The 24,994-nt window shown below is 44.3% G+C and carries 20 protein-coding genes and 1 riboswitch; of the genes, 5 read left to right on the top strand and 15 right to left on the bottom strand.

What is annotated here, in order from left to right:
- Nucleotides 1-44: 44 nt before the first annotated feature.
- Nucleotides 45-926 carry a protease HtpX gene (gene htpX, locus ACCB35_RS05240; RefSeq protein ID WP_374056063.1) on the bottom strand — a complete coding sequence of 294 codons (882 nt, stop codon included), beginning with the start codon at nt 924-926 and terminating at the stop codon, nt 45-47.
- Nucleotides 927-1,092: 166 nt separating this feature from the next.
- Between htpX and ACCB35_RS05235 the strand changes: the two genes are divergently transcribed.
- On the top strand, nt 1,093-1,848 hold the full coding sequence (locus ACCB35_RS05235; protein ID WP_374056062.1) for a DUF1836 domain-containing protein: 756 nt from the start codon (nt 1,093-1,095) through the stop codon (nt 1,846-1,848).
- A gap of 533 nt (nt 1,849-2,381) precedes the next feature.
- Nucleotides 2,382-3,620: a S8 family serine peptidase gene (locus ACCB35_RS05230; protein WP_374056061.1), complete on the top strand. Its 1,239-nt coding sequence runs from the start codon at nt 2,382-2,384 to the stop codon at nt 3,618-3,620.
- Between the two features lie 173 nt (nt 3,621-3,793).
- Here the strand turns inward: ACCB35_RS05230 and ACCB35_RS05225 are convergent, their stop codons facing one another.
- Nucleotides 3,794-7,513, bottom strand: a complete 3,720-nt coding sequence (locus ACCB35_RS05225) for a S8 family serine peptidase (RefSeq protein WP_374056060.1) — start codon at nt 7,511-7,513, stop codon at nt 3,794-3,796.
- Nucleotides 7,514-7,961: 448 nt separating this feature from the next.
- On the opposite strand from ACCB35_RS05225, the gene ACCB35_RS05220 reads away from it, so the two are divergent.
- Nucleotides 7,962-8,087: a hypothetical protein gene (locus ACCB35_RS05220; RefSeq protein ID WP_374056059.1), complete on the top strand. Its 126-nt coding sequence runs from the start codon at nt 7,962-7,964 to the stop codon at nt 8,085-8,087.
- Nucleotides 8,088-8,381: 294 nt separating this feature from the next.
- On the opposite strand, the gene lysA is transcribed toward ACCB35_RS05220, so the two are convergent.
- The 4 genes from lysA to ACCB35_RS05200 all read right to left on the bottom strand — a co-directional run bounded on the left by lysA (nt 8,382) and on the right by ACCB35_RS05200 (nt 12,934).
- A complete protein-coding gene (gene lysA / locus ACCB35_RS05215) occupies nt 8,382-9,668 on the bottom strand; it encodes a diaminopimelate decarboxylase (RefSeq protein ID WP_374056058.1) in 1,287 nt (428 codons plus the stop codon).
- A gap of 115 nt (nt 9,669-9,783) precedes the next feature.
- Nucleotides 9,784-9,960, bottom strand: a riboswitch (Lysine riboswitch).
- Between the two features lie 120 nt (nt 9,961-10,080).
- Entirely contained in the window at nt 10,081-11,481 is a 1,401-nt protein-coding gene (locus ACCB35_RS05210; RefSeq protein WP_374056057.1) for a DUF4179 domain-containing protein, read from the bottom strand.
- Nucleotides 11,462-11,998: a sigma-70 family RNA polymerase sigma factor gene (locus tag ACCB35_RS05205; protein WP_374056056.1), complete on the bottom strand. Its 537-nt coding sequence runs from the start codon at nt 11,996-11,998 to the stop codon at nt 11,462-11,464. The genes ACCB35_RS05210 and ACCB35_RS05205 overlap by 20 nt, the downstream gene beginning before the upstream one ends.
- Before the next feature lie 345 nt (nt 11,999-12,343).
- Complete coding sequence (locus ACCB35_RS05200) at nt 12,344-12,934, bottom strand: helix-turn-helix domain-containing protein (protein ID WP_374056055.1); 591 nt, start codon at nt 12,932-12,934, stop codon at nt 12,344-12,346.
- Nucleotides 12,935-13,026: 92 nt separating this feature from the next.
- Between ACCB35_RS05200 and ACCB35_RS05195 the strand changes: the two genes are divergently transcribed.
- Nucleotides 13,027-13,986: a multidrug resistance efflux transporter family protein gene (locus tag ACCB35_RS05195; RefSeq protein WP_374056957.1), complete on the top strand. Its 960-nt coding sequence runs from the start codon at nt 13,027-13,029 to the stop codon at nt 13,984-13,986.
- 36 nt (nt 13,987-14,022) lie between these two features.
- On the opposite strand, the gene ACCB35_RS05190 is transcribed toward ACCB35_RS05195, so the two are convergent.
- Nucleotides 14,023-14,673 (bottom strand): 2OG-Fe(II) oxygenase, encoded by a 651-nt coding sequence (locus ACCB35_RS05190; RefSeq protein ID WP_374056956.1) that lies wholly within the window; start codon nt 14,671-14,673, stop codon nt 14,023-14,025.
- Nucleotides 14,674-15,266: 593 nt separating this feature from the next.
- Nucleotides 15,267-17,330 (bottom strand): DUF4179 domain-containing protein, encoded by a 2,064-nt coding sequence (locus ACCB35_RS05185; protein WP_374056054.1) that lies wholly within the window; start codon nt 17,328-17,330, stop codon nt 15,267-15,269.
- Between the two features lie 441 nt (nt 17,331-17,771).
- On the opposite strand from ACCB35_RS05185, the gene ACCB35_RS05180 reads away from it, so the two are divergent.
- A complete protein-coding gene (locus tag ACCB35_RS05180; RefSeq protein ID WP_374056053.1) occupies nt 17,772-18,629 on the top strand; it encodes an STAS domain-containing protein in 858 nt (285 codons plus the stop codon).
- Nucleotides 18,630-18,668: 39 nt separating this feature from the next.
- On the opposite strand, the gene ACCB35_RS05175 is transcribed toward ACCB35_RS05180, so the two are convergent.
- The 7 genes from ACCB35_RS05175 to ACCB35_RS05145 form a co-directional block, all read right to left on the bottom strand.
- A complete protein-coding gene (locus ACCB35_RS05175; RefSeq protein ID WP_374056052.1) occupies nt 18,669-19,001 on the bottom strand; it encodes a hypothetical protein in 333 nt (110 codons plus the stop codon).
- Nucleotides 19,002-19,123: 122 nt separating this feature from the next.
- On the bottom strand, nt 19,124-19,666 hold the full coding sequence (locus tag ACCB35_RS05170) for a hypothetical protein (RefSeq protein WP_374056051.1): 543 nt from the start codon (nt 19,664-19,666) through the stop codon (nt 19,124-19,126).
- 163 nt (nt 19,667-19,829) lie between these two features.
- A complete protein-coding gene (locus ACCB35_RS05165) occupies nt 19,830-20,633 on the bottom strand; it encodes an STAS domain-containing protein (RefSeq protein WP_374056050.1) in 804 nt (267 codons plus the stop codon).
- A gap of 446 nt (nt 20,634-21,079) precedes the next feature.
- Nucleotides 21,080-21,532: a hypothetical protein gene (locus ACCB35_RS05160; protein ID WP_374056049.1), complete on the bottom strand. Its 453-nt coding sequence runs from the start codon at nt 21,530-21,532 to the stop codon at nt 21,080-21,082.
- Between the two features lie 150 nt (nt 21,533-21,682).
- A complete protein-coding gene (locus tag ACCB35_RS05155; protein ID WP_374056048.1) occupies nt 21,683-23,152 on the bottom strand; it encodes a sodium:solute symporter in 1,470 nt (489 codons plus the stop codon).
- A complete protein-coding gene (locus ACCB35_RS05150; protein ID WP_052504539.1) occupies nt 23,152-23,373 on the bottom strand; it encodes a DUF3311 domain-containing protein in 222 nt (73 codons plus the stop codon). The genes ACCB35_RS05155 and ACCB35_RS05150 overlap by 1 nt, the downstream gene beginning before the upstream one ends.
- Complete coding sequence (locus ACCB35_RS05145; protein ID WP_374056047.1) at nt 23,370-24,980, bottom strand: amidohydrolase; 1,611 nt, start codon at nt 24,978-24,980, stop codon at nt 23,370-23,372. Before ACCB35_RS05145 ends, ACCB35_RS05150 begins: the two co-directional genes overlap by 4 nt.
- Nucleotides 24,981-24,994: the final 14 nt, after the last annotated feature.

The following is a 24,994-nucleotide window of genomic DNA, read 5'->3' as shown; positions in this document are numbered from 1 at the left end:
CCTTTACGCAGATTTGCAGCGTGTCGGGACAGACATTCTATTTATTATTTCGCTTCCAAACGACTTATCCGATCATCCAAATCCGGGTGAGTGGAGAAAATAGCCGATTTTCTTCTGCCATTGATCTTCAAAGTGGAGATGGCTGTGTCATCTTCACCTTTCATACGGCTTGAGTATGCCTTCAGCATTTGAAGGGCATGGACCATCTTATCTTTACCAGCCAGGTCTGCTCCTCCTCGGTCGGCGTGGAACTCGCGGTGGCGGGAGTATGCAAAGACTACTAAACTTCCCAAAATCGAGAATACGATTTGGAAAATGATCACGGCAATGAAATGAACGATCGGTGCCATTTCTTCTCTTACGAATCGTGATGCAATCCAAGCTGCGATTCTTGCCAGGAAGACAACGAATGTGTTGACGACACCTTGCAACAACGTCATCGTCACCATATCTCCGTTGGCAACGTGGGCTACCTCATGGGCAATGACGCCTTCCACTGCATCATCATCCATTTCGCGAAGCAATCCAGTCGAAACGGCAACCAAAGAGCGTTTCTTAGAAGGCCCCGTCGCAAAGGCGTTGACTTCAGGTGAGTTGTAGATTCCTACCTCCGGCATATGCACTAAACCAGCCGCTCTTGATAAGCGGTGGACTTTTTCAACAACAATCTGCTCCTCAGAAGACAATGCTCCATTCGGATCTAAAACACGGACGCCCATCATTTTCTTTGCCATCCAACGAGACATGGCCAGAGAAATGAACGACCCGGAAAAACCGATAATCGCACTAAAAACTAATAACGCTCCGAAATCAATTCCACCTGAAGCGTTAATGTAGTTGCCTGCTCCAGTAAGTGAAAAAATAATACTAATCGTCAGTAATACTAGAACGTTTGTTAAAAGGAAATAGAATATTCGCTTTCCCATCTTGTCTCCTCACTCTCATTTCAAGTTCATTTGAACCTGTATCTGAGATAATTATATATTTTTCTCAGGGAAAATACAAGGAAAATTATCTCTCACAAGGTGAATTGACGAGACCAAAGGGAACCAGTAGTATTAAAGAAGATAATTGGAAAGAGACGGGGTGTTCATGATGACAATATTTAAACTGACACGTAAAAATATGGCCGACCTGTTATTATCCCTAAACGGCACAACGAAGCTTACCCCGCTCATGGTATTACAAGATGCGTGGAACACTATACATACTCATAAAGAACCATTAGAAGCCTTCATCTCAAGCGATATGCCTCCCATCGTCCATAAGATCATCAAACCAACCAAACGCGAAATCGGCTTCTCTCTAAATGAAATCGTCTCTCTTGGGAATCAAATTGAATTCACCAACTTCCCCCAAAGCACCGTCCAAAACTGGGTGAAGCGCGACGTGAAAGAGCTGATAGGATCTCCGCAATTAGGAAAAAAATATACCATCGAACAAGCTGCCATGCTATTCATCGTCGAAGATCTCAAAGCCACGCTGGACTTTGAATCCATTCGGAATATCCTGACACTGGTGTTCAACAACATAGAAGACCGTACAGACGACATTGTAAATCCCACCGATTTATACGCTGCCTACTCATCCGTCTTTGATAAAATCCATCATCATACGCTGCCAACAATGAAAAGTTCCGCTACCGGTTCAGTCAATGAGTTGATTGATCAATTTATCAAGGAAGAATGTAAGGGGCTTTTACCTTCATTTGAAGGGGTTAAAGAAGAGAACCTCAACATTGTCCTGAATGTGTTGATCGTTTCGGTGCTGACTGTACAGTCGGCTTTTTATCAGGCTGCCACGAAGAAATATGTGACGTCTGCATTAATTTTGAAGAAAATCAATTAAAAAGTGCCTGACACCATCTCTGGGTGTCAGGCACTTTTTAATTGAACTTGATAAGTTTTCAGTCAGGTATTCCGTGAATCTAGTGTGTCTAAGTCCCATCACCTTTTGTTGATGATGTTACCCCTCCTCCTTCCCCCATAATCAAGGAGCTAAAAACACACCAAGAATTTGTCGATTTTACTTCTAAACAACCATTCTTAAAAAAGTTTCAAAAATGGGTTGAAAAAACACATGACTTTATCCCTACAAAGAAACGCTGATTCTACCTGTCCAAAATGAAAATTTTCATAAACAACGCATTAAATGAGCACTCATTTTTCCAGAGTCCTAATATTTTACTTTTACAGAAAATTCGACTTATTCAGTTAATAACGGAATTTTGTTACTATTAATCTGCAAGATTCATTACATATTGGTTTAGTCGCCTATCACTATGATTCTTGTCAAAACGTTCTAGCGGGGAGGAACGCGTTCTTCGAAATTCGTATAGTGGTGTAAGTATCGACACAAAAAAAGAGGAGAGGATGTTGGAAATGAAAGTAGGAAAGATTCTAGGGAGCGTTGTCTTAAGTACTTTATTAATTGCACCTGCTTACACAAGTCCTGTGGATGCGGTTGAAAACTCTGAAAAGGTTCGTGTTCTCATTTCTTCAACAAATAATAAGGAAGTAGATCATGCAAAGCAGAATTACGGTGTTCGCTGGAGTTTCGACCAAAGTGGTTTCTCTACTGATGTGACTCAAGCACAGTTCAATGCACTCCAAAAGAATAAAAACTTGTCAGTCAAGCTTGTCGAGGAGGTTTCGCTGGCTGCCAAGCCGGGTGGAACAGCAGTAGCTGCACCGAGCGATCAAACACCATGGGGAATGGAAGCTATGTATGAGGATCCTACTATTACTGCAACATCCGGAGGCAGCGGAATTAAAGTTGCCGTACTTGATACCGGGGCGAATACCAATCACTCTGACCTCACGAATAACGTTGAACAATGTAATGACTTCTCACAGAGAAAATCCAATCTTGTTACAAACTTTTGTGAAGATAAAAACGGACATGGTACTCACGTAGCCGGAACGGTGCTTGCAGATGGCGGAGCCGGTGATGGGATTTACGGTGTAGCACCGGATGCAAAGCTTTGGGCATATAAAGTACTGAACGATCGTGGTTCGGGCTACTCGGATGACATCGCAGCAGCGATTCGTTATGCCGCAGACGAAGCAGATCGGTTAAATGTAAAAACAGTGATTTCCATGTCACTAGGCTCAAGTTCCGAAAGTCCACTTATAACGGATGCAGTTAATTACGCTTATAATAAAGGTGTATTAGTCGTAGCGGCAGCAGGTAACTCAGGTCCAAGTGCAAACACCATAGGTTATCCTGGAGCACTGGTAAATGCTGTAGCAGTAGCCGCACTTGAAGATGTTCAGCAAAATGGAACGTATCGTGTAGCTGACTTCTCTTCTAGAGGAAACCCAAATACGGATGGAGACTATGTTATCGGGGTGCGTGATGTCGAGGTTTCTGCCCCAGGTCGAGCAATCGAATCTACATGGTATGATGGAACTTACCATACAATCAGTGGAACGTCCATGGCTACCCCGCATGTCTCAGGGTTAGCAGCAAAAATTTGGGCCGCAAACCCTAACTTATCTGCAGCCCAGCTTCGTGCCGAAATCCAAAATCGTGCTAAGAGCAATGATATCTTGGGCGGCTCCGGTGCTGCAGCTGGTGATGACTATGCTTCAGGATTTGGTTTCCCGACAGTGAACTGATTTTCAGCTGATTGAAACCATAATGTACATTTCAGTAAACAAAATAGGGACTTCCTTTATTTCAGGAAGTCCCTATTTTATTTTTCCCTCCAAATTAATTTTCTAAAAGATGATTCCGCCTTACTAAAGCAAAAGTAGATGCCCCTAAAAAATAGGCATCTTCTTTACTAAAACTACCTTAATCCATACGCCTTGATGATTTCTTGAGTGATCTTATTTCCTTCATCATCCCAAGCACTTGCCTTCAATGAAACAGATGTGGCGTTTTTAGGGTTTTGAATCGTTACGTTGAACGTCTCCCCCTCTTGATTAAGTTTCACTTTCTTCCAGGTCTTCCCTTCGTTGAACGATACCTCCAAGGTTGCACCTTCTACATTTCCATATCCTACAGCATCTTCGACCTTACCTACAGATAGCTCAAGGTTGGTCGGACGATTGGCGAGGGCTTCTCCATTGACATCTGTATCCACTTGGTAATCAAGTATCAGGAACGGGAGGTCTTCCATCCAGTTCTCTGTTTTTTCTGTCCAGAAGGTCCATTCCGTATGTGTGCGGGTGGATGTATTCCAGCGATTTTCATCACGCTTGGCGTCTGTGATGAATCGATATTGGGTACGTTCTTGAGGTAAGATGTCCCAAACATTCAACGACTGTCCCTTTCCTTCTTTCAGTAATGTATCCCCTTTGTATAACTGAGAAGTCTGGTTTTGGAAAGATACATCCCATCCTGTCCCCCCTGTGTTCCCTTTTCCTGCATCAGCCCATGCGGGGACATTGATTTGAAGGGAATCACCCTGTCTTCTCGGTGGCCAGTAACCATCTCCGAGACTTGGACGGACCACAGGTGAGAACCAGTTCTCTGTCATTTTTTCCCCACCATCATACGACTTCAGCGGTTGACGGATCTGCCATCCCTCATCCAGCACGTTGGCCTGGTGATACCAGCCTGTGTCTTCCGTTGCGGAAACATATTCCGTACGGGCACTAGGGAGTGAAACTTTCTGCAGGAAACCTACCGCTCCTCTTGTATGTGGACGAAGGTCAAAGCGGAACTCTCCTCCATCCGTTTCAATATGTGAATTGTAGCGGGTATCTATTTTCGCTAAATCCTTGCCTTTTGGTGCATAGGTCAAGTCTTTCGGAATGGATCCTTCATGGACATCCATCAAGTCATATACGTATGGAGAATCGACGTTTCCTTCCACCTTCAACTTCACATTCCCCGAACGTACCGCCTTGACGAGCCTGTCACCTTCACTCTTACTGATGGCAGCAACAGCCAGGGGATTATCCGTATACTCCGGAGTCCCAGCGTATTGACTGAATTCTTTATCTTCATTGTTCACGATGATGACAAGCTTCGCTCCTGCAGCTGCAGCATTGGTAGCTTGCTCGGACACGTTTACTTCAGCATTTCGATCCACTATGACGGCTTTTCCTTTAGCTTTCAGGCGATCAAAATCAGTTGGAGTTCCTTTTCCGGCATACACAGTATTCAGATTGTATTTTCCATCTATCATCGTGCTTCCTGCCAATGGGATATCATCCAATTCTTTTCCGTTAAAATTGATTGTCAATAGTGGCTTGGCCAGTCGCCAGCGAGTCAGCTGCTCGAAGTATCCACTTTTCACTTCCTTGGTCGGAACGGCATATAGTTTATCGATCCAAACCGGCATTAAATAAAGGCTCGTCATCGGCATGTCACCGATGGTTTGATGGTATTCCAGTCGTTTGTAGTTGGCTTCTGCTTTCTTCGGTACCTCTACCTTGATTTCTTTCGCTTTTCGTGCATCTAGCTCGACGGTTTTTGGTCCGTCCAGCTTCACTTCCGGATTCCCCACCAATGCTACACCTGCATGATCCGTTTCTGTATCGACATCCATGAGTGACATGGCGGAATACGTTCCTGGCGGCAGGCGAAGCTCAAGTGTCCCATCGACGCTCACTACTTCAGGCTCCATTTTTTCACTGAATAATACGACATATGCCTGTCCTTTTGATCCGTCACGGTCAGTTGCGTTCAAGGTCAGCGGGTAACGCTCTTCTTCCTTGACCATGGCCATGGCCGTGCGTACGAGTTCTGTTCCGTCCTTTTTGGCTGTAAGGAAACCTTGATAGCGCGATCCGGTTTCACCAAGTGTTGAATCTAAGGTGACATTTACATCCACAGTACCTCCTGCAGGAATCGTTACCGTGCTTTCAGAGACTCTCAGCATCCCCTCAGGTGCTTCTTCACCCTCAGCATTTGTAAAATTACTGTCCAGTTCTAAAGTGATATCTTGATCACTATCGTTGAAGTAAGTGACAACTTCTTCAACAGGAGCCACTTGATCATGAGGCCATTTAAAGAATCCGAATGAGACCGATCCTGTTGCTCTAACCTGTGAATCCAGGGCAGCAGCTACGTCCACCCGTCCTGTTCCGACATGGTATGGCTGGTAACCATCAAGCTTCTTTGTCGTATTCATCAGAACTTGTTTTAATGTAGTGCCATCCCATTCAGGATGCTTTTCGGCTAAAATGGCAGCTGCACCCGCCACATGAGGAGTCGCCATTGATGTACCATTTAAACTTTTGTAATCTCCGGTCCCACTGGAGTATTGAGAACGAGCCGCCACGATTCCCACACCTGGAGCTGAAAGATCCGGTTTAAGTCCCATATCCCCATAGCGCGGACCTTTGGAAGAGAAATACACCAGTTCATCCTCTTTATCCACTGCTCCAACCGTCAAGGCTGAATCTGCTGCACCTGGTGAACCGATTGTACCTTCCCCGCCTCTGTTACCCGCAGCAATGACGAATAAGGTTCCATTCTCATCTGTCAATCGATTTACTGCTTCTGCCATTGGATCTGTTCCATCACTCGGCATATCGCTTCCAAGACTCATATTGACGATTTTCGCATTTTCTGAAGCCCACTCCATTCCGTCGATAATCCAGGAATCCTGCCCAAATCCTTGATCACTTAAAACTTTCCCTACCAGTAAGCGGGCATCAGGTGCGACACCTTTATGTTTACCATCACCTGCGCCCGTCCCAAGAACGGTAGAGGCAACATGGGTTCCGTGACCATTGACGTCCTTCACTTCTTCACCAGGTACGAAGCTTACGGCATCATCTATCTGCCCTGCTATATCCGGATGCTCCGAGTCAATTCCTGTATCAAGTACGGCAACCTTGACTCCCTCTCCTGTATAGCCTTGTTCCCAAGCGGAATCCGTTCCGATTTGCGGCACACTTTGATCAAGGGCTGCTTCCACACGGCCATCCAGCCATATTTTTTCGACCCCGTATTCAAATTTAGGAGCTATCTCCGTTTCTTTCTTTTCACTTTGAACAGTGACGTCTTTCCAGAATGTTTCTGCCTGCTTCTTCTCTGCAGAAAGGGCCGCTCCATTAATACTTTCCAGGTCTCTCACTTTCTTTGATCCTTTTGGGGCAGGAGTTGCTGAGAAAGTCTTAGCCTTGGTTTCTTTATATTCTGCGATGACGGGTACCGATGCTTGATTCTTGTCATCATACCCGTACTCTATCAATTTCGTAATATTAAATAAGTCTTCATCCATTTTCCCTGCGGCCATATAAGGCATGGCCGAGTTCGGGAATACAAATGTTTCGTCTTTAATGGTCATAACCCTGACACCTTCGCCATTCTTGTCAGCAGACTCTACATTGATGATTTGTTTGCCGTTTTGGAGGGTGGATACCTTCACCACATCGCCTGTGATAAGGGTGATGATGTGCTCCCCCTTGATGTCCGCATTTACATCGGTTGTTGACTTTGAAGGAGCAGCATCTTTGGAAGAGACACCTTGGGCATCCGCTTGAAACATAGGGCCTGAAATCATCGTAGCGGCAATCGATCCAACGAGAAGTGGTTTCAGCTTTTTCATGAACATTCTCCTATTCTATTAAATGTTGATGGTTTCATATGAGCAGACTCTTGTTGGGAAAAAATGAAGAAGGTATGTAGTCCTAATAATTCAATTGAAAGAATGGAAGACTACCAGAATGAGAATAAAACACCACCTCCAACTAAAGGTCGTTTTTCGAAGTTCTGAGGATGTGATAGGTAAGGTTTCTTGAAGTCATGTAGACGCTATGTGGTTAATTGAATTGTAAGTCTAACCCCGTCCAGTTCTCAATTGGGGTTATTTTCCGGGAGGAGGGAACTAGCCCTGTAGTGAATGTTGGATTGTATTCAACTTTTTTATGAAAATTGACACATCCTTGCAGGTTTTTAAGACTGGATATCGAGCGGAGAGATTGGCTGCACTGAAAACTCCAAAGAACTACGCACAAACCTGAATTCTTTCATATAAATTCGTTCATGGAGAGGTCATGACCAAGATCAATATCCTGCGTGAAGAATTTCATATCATCAACGAATACATTTCCATCGAACATATCAATACCCACCTAAAGTCCCCTGAAAGTTTACTAAAGAAAGGTATTCAAGAAGGTTAGATAGAAACAGCAAGACGTACCTTTATACGATCACCAAAACCACGCTGCTAAATCATAAAGTCAATTGTGGCTTGATGTCCCCGAGTCCAGTTCATATTTTTTCATGCAGCTTTCTGAAGAGGATGATTGATAGAAAAAAAGCAGGCGGAACCACAAAGGATTCAACCTGCTCTCACGTTACCATTTATCGGGGCTTTCTGAATGGGATATTAGACCTACCATTATAACCTAAATCCTGTTTTAAATATGTCTTCCCTTAGTTATCTCCTCTTCAATTGGAAGGTGGATCATTCTTCACCGGTCATTCCGAACTAAATCTGCATACGATTCACGCTCGATCACGACCCGCGATTCTCCATCCTTTACAAACACAACAGCCGGTCTTGGAATCCGATTATAATTACTCGCCATGGAATACCCGTAGGCTCCTGTACTGAACACAGCCAGAATATCTCCGTAATTCGTCGGCGGCAGCTTCAGGTCCCAGATCAGCATGTCACCGGATTCGCAGCATTTCCCGGCAATGCTTACAAGCTCCGTGCATTCCTCTTGTGGACGGTTGGCAAGCACTGCATGGTATTTCGCCTGGTAGAGAGCAGGGCGGATATTGTCCGTCATCCCTCCGTCGATCGCGACGTACGTACGCACACCGGGAATGATTTTCTTCGATCCCACTTTGTATAAGGTCGTACCAGCTTCCGCCACCATGCTTCGGCCCGGCTCCACCCATACTTCAGGGAGGGGATATTCATTCTTGGCAAAATAGGTCTTCACACTATCGGTGATCCCCTTCACATACGTTGGTATCGGCAGAGGCCGGTCTTCTTCCGTGTACCGGACACCGAATCCTCCGCCGATATTCAGTACCGGCATCGTCACATTAAATTCGATCCGGATCCGCTGCAGGAAATCAGCCAGTACTTGAATCGCCTGATCAAACCCTTCCCGTTCGAAAATCTGGGATCCAATATGAGAATGCAGCCCGAGTAAGGAAAAGTATGGCTTGCGGAGAGCTAACTGAATCGCCGTATTCGCCTGTCCGTTGGAAATGCTGAATCCGAATTTCGAATCCTCCTGACCCGTCGTGATGTACTCATGTGTGTGTGCTTCCACACCAGGCGTGACCCTGATCAGGATCTGAACCTCTTGCTCACGCTCCTTGGCCAAGTCATGCAGCAGTTCAAGTTCTAGGAAACTATCGACGACAAAGCAGCCGATTTCGGCCTCAAGAGCCATGAGGAGCTCCTCTTCCGACTTGTTATTACCATGAAAATGAATACGCTCCGCTGGAAATCCTGCCTCAAGGGCCGTATACAATTCCCCGCCGGACACAACATCCAGGGAGAGATTTTCCTGCTCTGAAAGACGCACCATCTCTTTACATAGAAATGCTTTACTCGCATATGCCACCTGATATTCCAGACCGCTTTCATTAAAGGCATCCCGGAACAATTTCGCATTCCCACGGATCATTCCCTCATCATAAACCATCAACGGTGTGCCGTATCTTTCGACCAACTCACCTGTCCCCATCCCACCTATTGTTAAATCTCCTTGAACATTCACATCAACTTTACTCATATCCTAAACTCCTTTTGACTCTCTCCAAAAAAACACAAAAAAACCGTATGAAGTGATGCTCATACGGTTTATCATCAAAAGTTTTGGAAACATGATGAAGACTATGTATTAACATCTCTTCAATAGTTCTCCACAACTTTTTCATTGTGACAGTCCAACATTTATTCAATGCTGGCCCAACAAAAAATAGAATTGGCTATTTTCTGCTTCGGCGATCTGCCTTTCCCAACTTATCCCGGAATCCATTATTCTCAAAGATGGTACTAATCATACTCGCGCCTCTATTATCAGAGAGTGACGTATTATTTTGTTTGCATTACTATATCATTCTCTTGAAATAGTTGTCAATTGGTTTTCGAGAGAGAAATAGGCAAAATCCCCGGAATGGAGCCCGGGGATTTCGTGAATCATTTTATTTCAGTTTGATTTCGAACGGTTTCATTTTGACCGGCTTATCATTTCTGCTCAATGTCCCGAATGGAACAATTAGAGAGTAGTCCTCAAGGTTGGCACCCTGAGGCAATGTGAATGTGGATTGATAGCGATGATTTTCCTTATCCATGGTTTTTGTTGCAGCACTTCTGACCATATGATTTAACATCACATTATAATCCAGTCCCCCCTTTGCATTTCGTTTGATTTTATTTGAGGGGATCACCTGAATAAATTGAGCAAAATTCTCTAAAATGTCATATCGGAATTGTTTTTCTTTGATGTGATCAATGGTGAAATCGACTGTCACCTTCCCTTTTACGTTTTGGATATCTTGTATCGTGACCTGATAACCAAAACGAGGGCTCTTCACCTGCAATGGAGGTGAACCCTTTAGTGAGGTGATGCCGTCTGCATCTACGCGCTTCATATGAGCTTGGACCTGCAGCGAACGGGCCTTGTCACTGAGTTTACTCGTAAAGAGTTCTCGGACCGTCTTTTGAACTTTACCATCGATTTCTTTGATATCGAGTGTATCTGCACTGGACTTCGACAGACGGTTCCCTAAGTCATCAAACACAATCAGATTTAACGTATCCTTCCGAGACTCCACCGAATATGTATACTCCAGTGTAGTCGTAGCTTTTCCTTTAGTAATGGATGTCACTAGCAGCTCAAATTCCCCATCCGGCGATTCTGTCCTTGCATCTGTTTGGATTGTTTCAGACGGAATCCTCTTGACCGGTACATCAAAAGTCCAGGTCCCGTTTACATCTGCCATGTGGGTGAAAGTTAACGGAAGGGTGAAGTTTTCCGGCGGTTCTTTCCCGTCCCGGTAGAATTCGATCGAGCCAATGAACTCATCCCCATCTTTTTTAAGACCCGAGCTCCCGGATCCCCATTGATTCTGATCTTTACCGTCGAAGAGATGATAGCTGTAGCCGCTCACCGGACGGTTCCCTTTGTCCATATGTTCGATGGAAAGCTCATCACCCTTCGCCTTGAAGGTGACCCCGATGACGTTCCCGTCATAATATGTGCTTGTAATCGTTACATCGACGCCATTGGAAGTGGCGGCCTGATTAACTTCCGTCACTTTATCGCTGAAGTAGAGTTCTTTTCCGATATCGGAACCGACTTTTTCATAAATGCCACCCAGTACAGGCAGTTTGGCCAGTGCATTATTAACAGGTGCGAACAGGAAGCCCGATACGAGAACCATGGAGGCAGCAGCGGTGGTAAAAGAGGCACTTATTTTGGCCGTTTTTTTACGGACCTTTTGTTTTCTACCCTTTTGGATTCCTGATGAAATCGCCTCAAAAACCTCTTCTTTTGGCACCTCGATGGTGTTCATTTCTTTCTCAAACCATTTTCTGTCCATATTGATTCACTCCTTCCAACAGCTTTCTTAATTCCAACTTTGCACGGTGAAGATACGTCTTAACCGTTCCTTCAGGCGTATCCATCGTCTCGGAGATTGTCTTGATCGACTGCCCCTGAAAGTAAAATAAGATAATGACTGTTTGATAGTGTTGATTCAAGGATGCCATGGCCGTGATCAAATCGATCCGTCCCTCCACATCCTTGTCTTCTGTAATGAGGGCACTGTCGAGAAAATCATCCCCCGTCAGGACGAGTCTGTTTTCCTTTTTCAGAAAGCTGTATGCCGTATGGATCAGGATCTTAATCAGCCAGGTGCTGAAATACTCCGGATTCTTCAACCGGGATATCGAGGTGAATGCCTTGCAAACCGTCTCCTGCACAACGTCCAGCGCATCTTCTTTATTTCTCACATATAGGAATGCCGTCCGGTACAGCTTTTCACTTTCTGAGTGGATCAGCCTTTCAAATGCCTGTTCATTCCCTTTAATTGCTTTTTTCACAATTTTTACATCCATTGATTAACCTCCTGTCATTCATTAGAGTCGGGTGGGGTGGGAAAAGTTTCAAGGAATTTTTTTATGGGGTGTCGTGCAATGTAGACTGAGGTTGTTTACCATTTATTTCAAAAAGACGCATAAACTATGAAAAACGACGCAATAAATTTGAAATCGACGCAATTCACCTCGAAAATGACGCAATCATGGACGACTTCGACGCAATTAAGTAGCATGGATGGGATCATACGCCCCCAAGATTGAATGAAAATGAGCCAAAAGCCAAAGAAAGATTGAAAAAACCTTTTTTATCTTCCATCGTAAGGCTTTTCACTTAAAAAAGAAGCTTATCCCCATCGATAAGCTTCAATCTGCCCGTCCCGTATAAATCATCACAAAATGCAGGACCGCTTCCGTTGATCCCATATTGATGTAGCTGTGGCCTTTATCTGCATGGAATTTGATCGAGTCATACTGACCGAGCTCAAAAACGTCATTCTGCACTTTCACTCGTACTCTCCCTTCCATGACGGTGACAAATTCAATCACCCCCGGCTGGTGGGCATCGGCACGGTATTCACTGTCCGGTTTCAGGAAAGCCCTGTGGGTTTCCAATGAGCTATAGCCAGAGGAAGTAAACATCGGTTCCAGGGTCAAGGACTCATTGGCACTGATCACTTTGCTTCCTTCGTTTTTCCTGGAAATCTGAACTTCCTGTTTTTCCACAAGTAGGGCAGAAATCGGGATCTCAAGTCCGTTCGCGATTTTCCAGATGATCGTCAAAGATGGATTCGCCTCTCCCCTTTCGATCTTCCCCAAAGTCAATGTACTCACATCGGTCATGGCTGCAAGCTCCTGCAGTTTAAGGCCTCGTTCATGTCGTATATGTCTCAGTGTCATTCCGACGTGTCGGGCCAATTTTTCCGGGTCCTGCCACGTCAAACCGTCATTGCTCATATTTCCACCTCTTTCTATAGTCAATGCTTTGAAGTATATTATAATATATATATAATAAACTATAGTATATGTATTAGAAAGGAGTGCTCATCATCAAGGAACTAACTCTAGGTACCATTTCATCTATGTTCTTTGCCGTCACCTTTATTCTGAACCGGTCCATGGAACTTGCCGGTGGAAGCTGGATGTGGAGTTCGTCCCTTCGCTTCCTGTTCATGCTCCCTTTCCTTTTCCTTATTGTAGGTTTAAGGAAGAATGTAAATCAAGTCTGGATTGAACTGAAGAAGAAACCATTCGAGTGGCTGATATGGAGTTTTGTCGGGTTTGTACTCTTTTACGGCCCTCTCACTTATGCGGCAGCGTATGGACCGGGCTGGCTCGTCGCGGGTACGTGGCAATTTACCATCGTCGCTGGCATCTTGCTCGCTCCCTTGTTTTATACTTCCGGGCCAGTCAGACGCAGGCACTCCATTCAAAAAAGGGCTCTCGCCATCTCATCGATCATTTTAGTTGGGGTAATGTTCATTCAACAGGAAAATGCCAGTGGTTTGTCCTTTTCTGCAATGGCCGTTGGAATCTTACCGGTGATCCTTGCAGCTTTTGCGTATCCACTCGGAAACCGGAAAATGATGGAGGTATGCGGCGGGAAGCTTGATACCTTTCAACGGGTACTGGGAATGACGATGGCGAGCACTCCCTTCTGGCTGATCCTGGGTTGCTATGCGTTTGTTAAGGTGGGGGCACCCAGCACGGGTCAAGTGACGCAATCCTTTATCGTCGCCATTTGCTCCGGGGTGATTGCGACCTCCCTCTTTTTCCTTGCTACGAACTTGGCGAGGCATCATCCCGGGAAGCTTGCCGCAGTGGAAGCGACCCAGTCCACCCAGATCCTGTTCGTCATCATGGGAGAAGCAGCAATCCTGTCCGTTCCCTTTCCGTCAGGATTCGCCCTGATCGGCATCCTCCTGATCATCGCAGGCATGATCATCCACACCGTGAACGTAAAAAAAATGAATGCCGGTACGATTAAGCCGGTGAAATCAGCAAGCTAAAAAGGAGGAGCACCCTGGGGTGCCCCTCCTTCCGTTTTATTTAAAAACCTTTCTTCTCATCCACTGAGTTGCAGCCCATTTATCCCCGATGACAACCGGTGCCCCGCCATGAAGAGTCAAGTCGTTCAACTCCTGGTTATCATAGAAATATTCGAAGTAAACCGCCATTCCCTTTTGGGGAGAAACAGAGAAATTCAATTTCGGGAAGTACGTTTCCCCGCCTTCTTCCACATCATTCAAGTACATGACAAGGGTGCTGATTCTAGGATTCTTCACCGGCCGCGATGATGCCGAGAAGAAATCGAAGTGGGCCTTGTATTCCTGACCCGGTTTATAGTTAAGGATTTGAAGACCTTCCCCGTGCTCGACGGGTATATTCATAATTTGAGAGACTCTCTTTTCCACTCTAGTCACAACATCATGTTCGCCTTCTTGAAGGAAAACGCTGCTACTCGTTCTAAGTTCATCGACAGTACGGGTATTCCCTATCTTGGAACGCTGCACACGATCCTTTGAAAGCTGGATGAGTTCATCACATTCTTCATGACTCAACACATTGCCAAGAACAACAATCAACGGCTCCTCCATTTTTGCGATAATCTGAATTTCCCTGTCTTCCGTCTTGATCTTATTCCCCGTATGGTGAAAAATCGTTTGTTCCTTTACAGCTATTTCAGTAGTATCCATTGCCAACTTTCATCAACCTCTTATCGTATTTTTAACATTCTGAATTCTTATATTGGTGGAAGCATCCTTTGATTCTTCCAATCTAGAAAAAACGATAGCAACAATAGGCAAAACATAACTGTAGTCTTTATTTTGGCTGGCGGTTTCCTCCTGCGTGTGTATTTTTATATATTTTACACCCGGAATGAGGGTAATTCTATCTTTTTTTTAGATGAAAAATAAGGGGACTGATGGGATTGGGAGGGATTGTAGGATTGGCGTGGGTGCGGGGGCGTCACAGAAAGGACACGGATGGGTTTAATGCATCGTTATAATACCTTTTCGACCAAAGTAAGGAGTGGCGATTTCACTAATATTCACCTATAAAAAAAGAGAACAGCAAGGAGCTGTTCTCTTAACCCAATTAATATTTCAAAACTGGCTTCTGCCACTCATATCCTTATTGAGGAGGACTGAAAGGGAATTTATCGTCGATATTTTCATTTTATCGGCGATATTCTTGAAATAACGGCGAAATCACCATTTTATCGGCGAAACCCGATTTGAGGCAAAGGTCCCCTGTCCATCTGAGGTCCGTCCCTTCTTCTATATTTCTAATCCAGCTTCACATTCACCCGGTCGTCCACATATTTCGTTGTACTGTAGCCTTCGATTTCAAGCTTGGTCGGTGTTATATCTTCCTGAGAAGAATCGTTATAAAATTCGATTGTTTGGACCGTTTCAAAGTAGCGGGGTTGATCCAATGAATCATACTCATATATATCAACTTTTTGTACTGTACCGTTTTTATCCATTAATACACCATCAGTATCACTGACTCCCATCGAGATATTGTCACTCCTTAAAAGGTCGCTTGAAAAGCCATAATTCACCCTTTCATAGGCACGGTCCTTCGATACATCGTGCGTCAGAATCACCTTTGCCGGATTTCCGGCCCTGATTTCATCAATGGAAATGGTGTTTCCGAGATATTCAAAGGTTTGCGGCATATCCTTGGCAGCATCGAGTTCGATCGTTTTTCCCTCGTCTACGGATAAATGGATGGAACCAAATTGAATGTTCACCTCTTTCGGATTTTCAAAATACAGGGTATTGAAGCTGGATGCAAACGAATTCCATCCGTCCTGATCGAAGGATTCCACAAAAATATTGTTTCCAAAGAGATCTGCCTCCACCTTCTTCTTATCCGTTTCAAGAGCATGAAAGGTCATGACATCAATCCGTCTGTCCCTATCCTGATTCTGAAAACTGTACTGCAGGAGGGTCGTGGTCGGAGCGATCGTCAGCTTATCCAGGCGGACCGGAATCCCTTCTATATTGATTTCTTTATCCAGCTCATGCACCCGGGATGATTGCTTTGTAAACGGAATGTCAAAGCTCCAGTCCCCTTCGGCAAATCTCATCTCCCCACGGTACCCCCCTTCCTTTTTGGGGTCCTGAACGATTTGCATGAGCCTTGCCACATTCAATTTAATGGTTCCTTTATCCACGGAAACCGGCAGGAGACTCATAGTGCCCCTATACACATTTTTCTCTTCATTTTGTATTTCGTCCTGATCGACGGGAGGAGAGTAAAACATGTTTTGCACATCACGCATCATGACGTCATATTCATTCTCGATATGGACACCTTCATGATTATTCATCATATATCGATTTTCTTCCTTGGTATCCTCTATTTCATAAAAGACAAGGGTCTGTACATCATCGGCGACGACACTCTTGATGGTGATTTTCACCCCATTGCTTTCCGCCTCAAGATTCAGACGTTCCCCAAGGTCATGCTGGAGAATGGCACGCAATTGTTCATCCTCTTCTGTCCATGCATAGTAGAGACTGGAGAATCCACCTGTCACAAATCCTATAGATATGAGGATTGCGAAAACACCTGCGAAGGCAATCCCGATTGACTTCCGCTTCTTTTTCTTCCTCTGCCTTTGTACTTCTCTTTCCTCCACCTTACTCTTGACCTTCTCCATGAATCCAGCAGGGATTTCCACGGAATCTGCCATTCCTGCCAAGGCAAGCACCACTTCCTGAAAAGTGGCCAAATCCTCCTGACAGCCCTGACAATGGTAAATATGCATCTCAAACTCTACCTTTTCCGGCCGATCCATCGACCTTCCCAGGTAATCAAGATAATGCCTATGAAATTCCGGACAGCCCCCGTAAGAACCTTGGACCAACTCTTCCCTAAGCTTCCGCACGCCAGAGAAAACACAGGATTTAACCTTCTCTACTGAAATATCAATAATTTGCCCAACCTCTTCATAAGTGCATTCATTGAAATACGTTAAAGCAATCGCCTCTTTCTCCTGATCCTCCAATTGGTGTAAAGCTTGAAAAAGCATTTGATCCGGGTTCTGACTCTCTAAAGCTTGGAAACTCTTATCTTTAGAAAGCACCCGACCTTTTTGTATAAAATAAGAAACTGCCCGTAGTTCGAATGAAGCCCCTTTTTTAAATTGGTGTAATTCATTATGTATGATCATGATCGAACGATAAAATATCTCTTCCAGATCCTCTTGCTCCCTTACATACATCCGCCCCAGGGCATATAAAGACTGTCTATGCTGCACAAACCAATTCATGACCGATTCCAAGTCCTTTTCCCTCATCCCGCTGGGCAAAAAGGGAGCTGTTTGCGGTGTGACCATATGTGTATCCCCCTCTAAATACGAAATATTACAAAAATAAAACAATTAATTTCATTTTACCATATTTAGGGTGCGTATTTCGGGCAAAAAAACGGTAGACCGAATCACGGACAAGTTGGTCTGCCCTTACTCTTTCATAAATATTTTATTTTTCCAGCTCGTCTACAAAAGCAGCTTTTCTTAATTATCTGCTTTAACTCTTCGATCAGACCATCTGAAAATTGAGTTCCAAAAGCTTTTTTGTATTCCCTTTCTTTATTAAACTTGAATGGTATAGGAAATTGTAAGTAGTAAAATGAAAACAGTATGAGGTCCGTCCCTCATTTTTTCTTAAAATTCTGGAAAATACCATTAATACAATTGACTAACTTATTCCATTTTTAATATAATTTTTTTACTGAAGAGTCATTTATTAGTTTATTAAGAGGCTGGAGGATGTAGATGAAAATAAAAGACAAGTTGATGGATTACTTTCGCTTTCAGCAGGGTGAAATCATCGGTGAATGGTTGGAGCTAAGGGAAGTCGATAAATTTTCCATCTTTAATGTGAATGCGCCAAAGGAAATTGAAGAAAAGCTTAGGGAGGAATCAGGAAGCTTTATACTCTATATAACCGAGGCGTTGGTCGATAAAGAACAAAAACTCTCCAACGAGCTTCTTGAGTGGTCCAATCTCATTGCCAAAGAGCGTGTGAATGACGGGACGAGTATTGATAAGGTGCTTGAACAATTTCACCGTTTCAGGAAAGTTTATTTTCAATTTATGAAAACTTGGCTGATGGAAAATGAAGATCTTCTGCTGGAAGACCGCTATGCCATGATCGAAAACTATCATTCCATCTTTGATGAAGTCATAAAAACCTTTGTTATGTCTTACAAGACTCATTATGAAAGCAGACTCAAGGACCAAATGGGGCTCATTAATGAATTGAGCTCACCCATTATTCCATTATCCGAAACAATCGCGATACTCCCACTGGTTGGGGATATTGATACAACGAGGGCAAAGTATATCATGGAGCATGCACTAGAGAAGTGCGTGGAAAAGGAAATCAAGCATTTAGTGGTGGACCTTTCAGCCGTGCCTGTCATCGACACCATGGTCGCCCAGAAAATTTTTGAACTTATGAACACCCTGACTTTGGTGGGGGTCGATCCCGTCATCACGGGAATCAGGCCAGCCATCGCACAAACTGCCGTTCAACTCGGCATCCCCCTCGGATCTTTGCATATTCACTCTACGTTAATCCATGCATTGAAGAGCCTGGGATACAGCATCAACCCCAGACGATCATATTAGAAAAGGTCTGGATCCCTATGGTCCAGACCTTTTGCATATCTATAAACGGTCGATTTCACCAAGCTGCTCATGCATGTCCAGCTCGATCATCTTTTTGGCCTTAGAGAAAGTAAACACTTCGCTAGAGACCCAATGATTGTATAACTTAGAAAGTGCGTTCCTGTGGTAGACCGTGCCTTTGACCTCAGAGAAGAAATAGATGATCAACAGGTTGACCACGTCTCCAGGAAGGGCATTTTTACGCTCGATAGACTTTAACGACAGGGTATCCAACCCTCTTAATCGGTCTCCGATCACCGACTCTGCCATATGAAATGGATCGGATGTCCGGCATAATTTCACTAGTTCTGGATTAATCTCTTCAAATTTCAAATGAATTCCCCTTTTACATAGAAAGTGAACGAAAAACGTAACACTTCAACCATCATTAGATTGTAAGATCAACTACTATGTATTATAACAAAAAGGCGGGACATTCATCACTCTCGGTATGTTTAATTTCTACTTAACCAAAATTCCATGGTCCTTTCTTTAGCAGAAGGATAGACAAGACGTTTCACCTGTTCCTCCATCAAGAAGCATTCTGTAATCCAACCAGGGGCCGAACCATGTTCTTTCTTCCAAAGGTGCGTTCGTTCCAGAGCATCCTCTACCCTCATTTTCACCCACGTGTCGTCATCTTCCGTCACTCTATTCAACCATGATCCACCTGAGAGGATAAAGTACGGAACCCCACCTCCTAGATGGCTCTTATTTCTCACCCATATCACGCTTTCCCTGGGGAGGAAGCCTATATGGCGATTTTCAGAAGCCACCTGTGTGAACTCTTCTAAATAGCAGAAACATCCTGACCATTGCCGATCAGTACTTCGCGGTCGGACCATTTCCGACATGTAAATCGATTGACCTTTATGGAACAGACTGTCGATCTCCCGATTGATAAAAATGGGCTCTCTCTGAATGTAGTTAGAGTCGGACTGAGGTGTACCACAGGTAAATCCATTTTGGGCGAATCGAATCATTTTGACGAATTGCATATTGCTGCCCCTCCTTTTGCGTGAATTTCCCAAGGGCATTTTATACTAAATTCACTCTATAATGGTGGTAATTCCCTATATAGAGTGGTTTTAAACAAATTGTTTTTATAAAACAAAAAGAAATGAGCGATTACAGTGTAACCGCTCAATAATTTGCTCTTTTCTACCGTTGCTCTTTCAATGCTCGTTCAAGAGTCGAAGTAACAGAAATATTTTCAAATGATATACCAAGTTGAACAGCGGTTTGGGCAATTTCCGGGCGAATCCCTGAAATCGAACTCTTCACACCAATCAAATTCAAACTCTCCATTATCTGGAACAATTGATGAGCAACCATCGTATCCACCATGATGACACCTGATAAATCAATAAACAAGTGCTCAACATTTTTATCGACGCATTCGGCAAGTGTATTCTCGAGGATATACCTTGCCCTTCCTGTATCGATATCACCGACAAGAGGCAGCACCCCTGTCTTTTTATCAATTAAGATGACAGGTGAACTCAATTCCCTGATCATTTCCTGCTGTGCCTTCAAACGCCTTTGTGCATACTCGTAATTTTCTTCTGCAAATTTGGAGATGACGAGACCAAAGGTTTTAATGATCAACTCTCTGAATGAATCGATTCTCTCCGATGGATAATCACTGCCAACCTGGCGGTCAAATTCCTTCAAAATCTCCAAATATTGATCCTGGGTTCTGAAGAACTCCCTCAGTATATAGTGAGTCGGGGTTTTTAAGTGCTCTTCATCTTTTGCAATTTCTTCGATCCATTCAGCGAAATTATTTAGTGCATCCTGACCTATATCTTTAAAAAGAAGACAAAAACGTTGGTGAAATTCGTGATTCTGGCGCTTCAACGTTAGGATGACCTGTGGATCAGTTGAAGCATAAACGCCTGAGACATCACTCTTATCAAGTGATTCATACCAATTCTCCGTCAGTTGCCACGTACGATCTTTCATAAATTCATAAAATTTTTCCTCTACCTGCATATTCGACCTACTTTCTATAAGACAAGATATTGTGATCAGTTCATAAGCCATGATCTTGACGGGCAGGAATGTATAAGACTATCTTAGTGGTCTATACCCTAAATGACTTATTCATATGCTTATAAGAGTAATGTACTATGTCCTTGAACGAAAGGAAAGAAAAAGTTAAACAAATGATGTACAAGGACCATTTCAGTTTCTAAATTTTTCTAAAAGAATGATTGATTTGACCTTTAAAGATTGCATATTTTCATAAAAAAGAACACGATCCCTCTGGAAAAAAATAAGGGATGTGCTCTAATGAAAAAGTTGGTCGGAAATCGCATTGTTGTTAGTAAGGGATAAATAAAAAATAGAGAAGAGTGAGTACTATAAGAAAAACAGCCTTCTTTATTGTAAACTACGCTATCATGTCCTCAATATTCGCCCGCTTTTGAACCGTCTCGGACTACACGTTGAAAAAACCAATGCAGCGTAAAGAATGCCACTAAATATACGGGGATCGAGTACCAGATTTTCCACTCTAAATGTTTCATATACCCGTTATAACTCAGCAAAAGTTCTATAAAGAACGAGAAAAATGTCCAGATAAGTACATAAAACACAGACTTATCAGGTTTTAACATATTCAAGTATAAAAGCGCAATAAACGAGGGAGCAAAGGCCACCAGTGCAAAATCGGAAAATTCCACACTTTTGGTTGGTCCAAAATCTACATAATCCAACATCAGCCCCACCAGAACGTGGGCCACCGCAGCAAAATATCCCACGAACGGAAACATGATGAGATTTTCCCTAACGGTTAACCTCTTTGGCACGAACATCATGGCAATGACTAAAAAAAGAATGAGTCCCCATACTAAAATCAACCTTATACACCCCTTTACCGGATAGAATACCTGCTTATTTTGTGAAAAACGTGGAAATTTATGTATGCAATAAAAACAGGGACGGACCTCAACGAGGTCCGTCCCTGCGCTTGGTTCTTAATGGGACGAGGTGCCTGTCCCCATGTCCCATTAGGATCCGATATTCCGATACTCTTCAGCAATATTGACACTTTTTTGCTGGGTGAAAGCACTGACAGCGATGACGATGACGAGGTTGCAGATCAATCCAAGGATACCTGCATGGATTTCGAAAGGTGTGGTTTCTGTGACTAGCTGGTAATAGTAGTTTACGAATGTACCGACAACGAGACCTGTGATGACAGCCGGGCCCGTCACTTTTTTCGAATAGAGTGCCCCGTATACGCCAGGAGCGAATTGAACGATGGACCCATAGGCTCCGAGCAATAGGGCGATGAGTCCCTGACCACCGAACACAGTGATAAAGTAAGCAAGCCCTCCAACAACAAACACTCCGATTCTCATCAGAAGCAATGTGGTTTTATCAGAAAGGTCCGGTTTTACATTCTTAATGACTCCGTCCGTAAATTCCAGCGAAGCACTGTGGGTGATGGCATCAGCCGTAGACATGGCTGCTGCTAGTGCCCCTGCACCTACAAGTCCGTATACCCAACCGGGAAGGCTAAGAACGGTGGTGATCAAGTAAGGAAGGATTTCATCCGGCGCTCCAATGTCAGCTGGATTGACTACATTCACTGCGGAAAAGCCAACAAATAGTAGTGGTATAAGGAACAGGGCAAAGATCGGATACACCAATACGGTTTTCTTAATCGTTCGTGCATTGGAGGCGTATGACTTTGAAAATAGGTGGGGCCACATTAAGAACCCTATGAGAGATACAAGAATCGTGGTCGTATAAGCTGTCCCTGACATGGTAGACCCTTCATTACCGATTTCAAAAAAGGCAGGGTTGTCCTGAACGAGGTTTGTAAACATCCCGCCCACACTGTCGTGGAGTTTGTTCACAATCGCAAGGCCGACTACCCAGGAGATGACGATCATCAAGATCCCCTGGAACACGTCAGACCATGCCGCTGCCCGCAACCCACCAGTTGCAACATAGACGACCACGATTCCGTACGCTAGCAGGGCTCCTAGCCAAAGAGGAATACGTCCTTCTGTCATGATATTGAAGATGTAGGCCATCCCTTTCATCTGTGTAGCAAGGTATTGAATAGAAGCGAGTAACGCAATTACACCGATTAAGATCGGCAGCGTCTTACCTCCGTATCGTTTTTTCATAAAGCCCGAAACCGTGTAAATATTGAATTTACGGCCGATCTTCCCGATTTTAGGACCGATGATATACCATGGGAGAATCGCAAAAGCGGTATAAGTTAAAATATAAAGTGCAGGTGCTCCTTTGGAATATGCCCACCCGGGAGCGCCAAGGAATGAAAAGGCACTAAACACAGCGCCCCCCATCAGGAACCACATCACGACCAAGCCGAGGCCTCCGCCTGCAACGGTAAACTCATCTAAAGAATTTTTGTCATGACCTCTTCCTGCCATCACACCAACTACCAGTGCAATCACAAGGTAGCCGATCATCATGATCATTGCAATCTGCCAATCTGCCATTAATTGACCTCCTCTTCATCTTTGTCGGGATCGATTCGATAGAGTACAAGAACGATCAAAAAGGTAATGATGATCCATAGAATCACCCAGAATACCGAAAACGGCATCCCCATGATGATCGGAGTTGCCCTGTTTCCAATTGAAAACAAGGGGAAAATCAGTAGAAGAAACGGTAAAATCAGAGACATGCAATAAATCTTCGTAAACATACTTTTACTCATAAGACACCCTCCTTTTTTGCTGCATATTCCACTTTCCCATCAAGGATCGTTAACTCTACTTTTAAATCTCGTAATCTTTCAGGTTCACAGTGTAAAATCGATTCATTCAACACAACCAGGTCGGCGAGCTTCCCGGCTTCAATGCTGCCTTTAATAGTTTCTTCAAAGCTCGCATATGCACCGTTCCATGTATAGGCCTTAATCGCTTCCTCTACAGTGATTCGTTGTCGGTCCGCTATCACATCACCGGATTTACTCCTGCGGGTGACAGCTGAATATATCCCGTGTAGCGGATCCACTATGGTGATCGGACTGTCAGAGCCGATGGCGAAAGGAATCTGTGCTTCTGAAAAGCTCTTTAAGGGGAACATGATGCCGACCCGTTCTCCATAATCTTTCACGTAGCCGTCGCCGAATTCATAAATGAAGGCTGGATTTGGTATCGGAACAATATCCAACTCTTTTATCTGATGAATGAGATCCGATGGGGTCATGCCGGAATGTTCAATGCGGTGACGATGATTTTCACGGGGGTGACGTTCAAGAGCTGTCCGGACAGCTTTGACCATCATTTCCACCGCTTCGTCACCGATGGCGTGGGCGGTGATTTGCCACCCCGCTCCATGGGCTTTTCCGAGGGACTCATTTAATTCTTGCTGGTTCATATATAAAATGCCGGAGTCATTCGGATTGCTTGTGTATGCCTCCCTCGTCTTGGCTGTCGGACCACTGCTGCTTCCATCGATAAACACTTTGGCAGGCCCGATTTTCATCCACTCATCCCCAAGGCCTGTCCCTATTCCGCTTTCCAGGCCTTTCTCCACCATTTCTACCGAATCATGCAGCGAGCCGTAAAGTGCGTAGACCCTCTGCTTTACTCTCTTTGACCTTACAGCTTTTTGAAGGAACCTAATATGTTCAGGTCCATATCCCCCTGCATCATGGACACTCGTAATTCCTTTTTCCAAATAATCCTGGGAAGCGAGGGACAACCCCTGCTGCACTTCTTCTTCAGAATAATTGGCTAAAAGAAACATGTTCATATGCGCGGCTTCTAACAGCAGTCCGGTTAATTCGCCATTTTCCCGGCCATATTTCCCTCCATTCGGGTCTTTTGTTTCAGGATGAATACCTGCAAGCTCCAGCGCTTTCGTATTCACGCAGGATATGTGCCCGCATGTACGAACCACAATAATCGGTTGTTCGGTGGAAACCTCATCAAGATCCCACCGTGTTATATGCCTTCCTTCTTTTAGGGTGTTTTGGTTATATCCCCAGCCCCGTACCCATTCCCCCTTTGGAGTCAATCGGGCTTTCTCCTTCAACTTCCCGAGGAGGTCTTTGATACTCCCTGCCTCCTTGCCGTTCACCCCGAGTTTATTGGTTCCATACAGCTCGAGGTGGGCATGGGCATCTATGAAGCCGGGCAGGACACTCCTACCCTCCAAATTCACAATCTTCGTTCCTTCACCTGCATATGGTAGAATTTCTTCATCCGTGCCAACTGCGACTATTTTATTATCCTGAATGGCAACCGCCTCTTTCACGGAAAATTCAGAATTCACAGTAACCACTTCTCCGTTTATGAAGAGCATCGTCGCTCTCAAACAATCACCTCCCA

The organism is Rossellomorea sp. FM04394 (assembly GCF_041889765.1).
In the GTDB taxonomy this organism is placed as follows: Bacteria; Bacillota; Bacilli; order Bacillales; family Bacillaceae_B; genus Rossellomorea; species Rossellomorea aquimaris_B.
The sequence above is the reverse complement of the archived record's forward strand: the minus strand, read 5'-3'. Positions and strand labels throughout refer to the sequence as shown.

Coding starts and splice junctions, on each gene's coding strand:
- ACCB35_RS05230 (WP_374056061.1), top strand. CDS start 2,382: ATGAAAGTAGGAAAGATTCTAGGGAGCGTTGTCTTAAGTACTTTATTA.
- ACCB35_RS05150 (WP_052504539.1), bottom strand. CDS start 23,373: ATGAGTAAAAGTATGTTTACGAAGATTTATTGCATGTCTCTGATTTTA.
- ACCB35_RS05165 (WP_374056050.1), bottom strand. CDS start 20,633: ATGAAAGATCGTACGTGGCAACTGACGGAGAATTGGTATGAATCACTT.
- ACCB35_RS05190 (WP_374056956.1), bottom strand. CDS start 14,673: ATGGATACTACTGAAATAGCTGTAAAGGAACAAACGATTTTTCACCAT.
- ACCB35_RS05185 (WP_374056054.1), bottom strand. CDS start 17,330: ATGGTCACACCGCAAACAGCTCCCTTTTTGCCCAGCGGGATGAGGGAA.
- ACCB35_RS05170 (WP_374056051.1), bottom strand. CDS start 19,666: ATGCAATTCGTCAAAATGATTCGATTCGCCCAAAATGGATTTACCTGT.
- ACCB35_RS05225 (WP_374056060.1), bottom strand. CDS start 7,513: ATGAAAAAGCTGAAACCACTTCTCGTTGGATCGATTGCCGCTACGATG.
- ACCB35_RS05205 (WP_374056056.1), bottom strand. CDS start 11,998: ATGGATGTAAAAATTGTGAAAAAAGCAATTAAAGGGAATGAACAGGCA.
- ACCB35_RS05155 (WP_374056048.1), bottom strand. CDS start 23,152: ATGGCAGATTGGCAGATTGCAATGATCATGATGATCGGCTACCTTGTG.
- htpX (WP_374056063.1), bottom strand. CDS start 926: ATGGGAAAGCGAATATTCTATTTCCTTTTAACAAACGTTCTAGTATTA.
- ACCB35_RS05210 (WP_374056057.1), bottom strand. CDS start 11,481: ATGGACAGAAAATGGTTTGAGAAAGAAATGAACACCATCGAGGTGCCA.
- ACCB35_RS05220 (WP_374056059.1), top strand. CDS start 7,962: ATGACCAAGATCAATATCCTGCGTGAAGAATTTCATATCATCAACGAA.
- ACCB35_RS05200 (WP_374056055.1), bottom strand. CDS start 12,934: ATGAGCAATGACGGTTTGACGTGGCAGGACCCGGAAAAATTGGCCCGA.
- ACCB35_RS05235 (WP_374056062.1), top strand. CDS start 1,093: ATGATGACAATATTTAAACTGACACGTAAAAATATGGCCGACCTGTTA.
- lysA (WP_374056058.1), bottom strand. CDS start 9,668: ATGAGTAAAGTTGATGTGAATGTTCAAGGAGATTTAACAATAGGTGGG.
- ACCB35_RS05180 (WP_374056053.1), top strand. CDS start 17,772: ATGAAAATAAAAGACAAGTTGATGGATTACTTTCGCTTTCAGCAGGGT.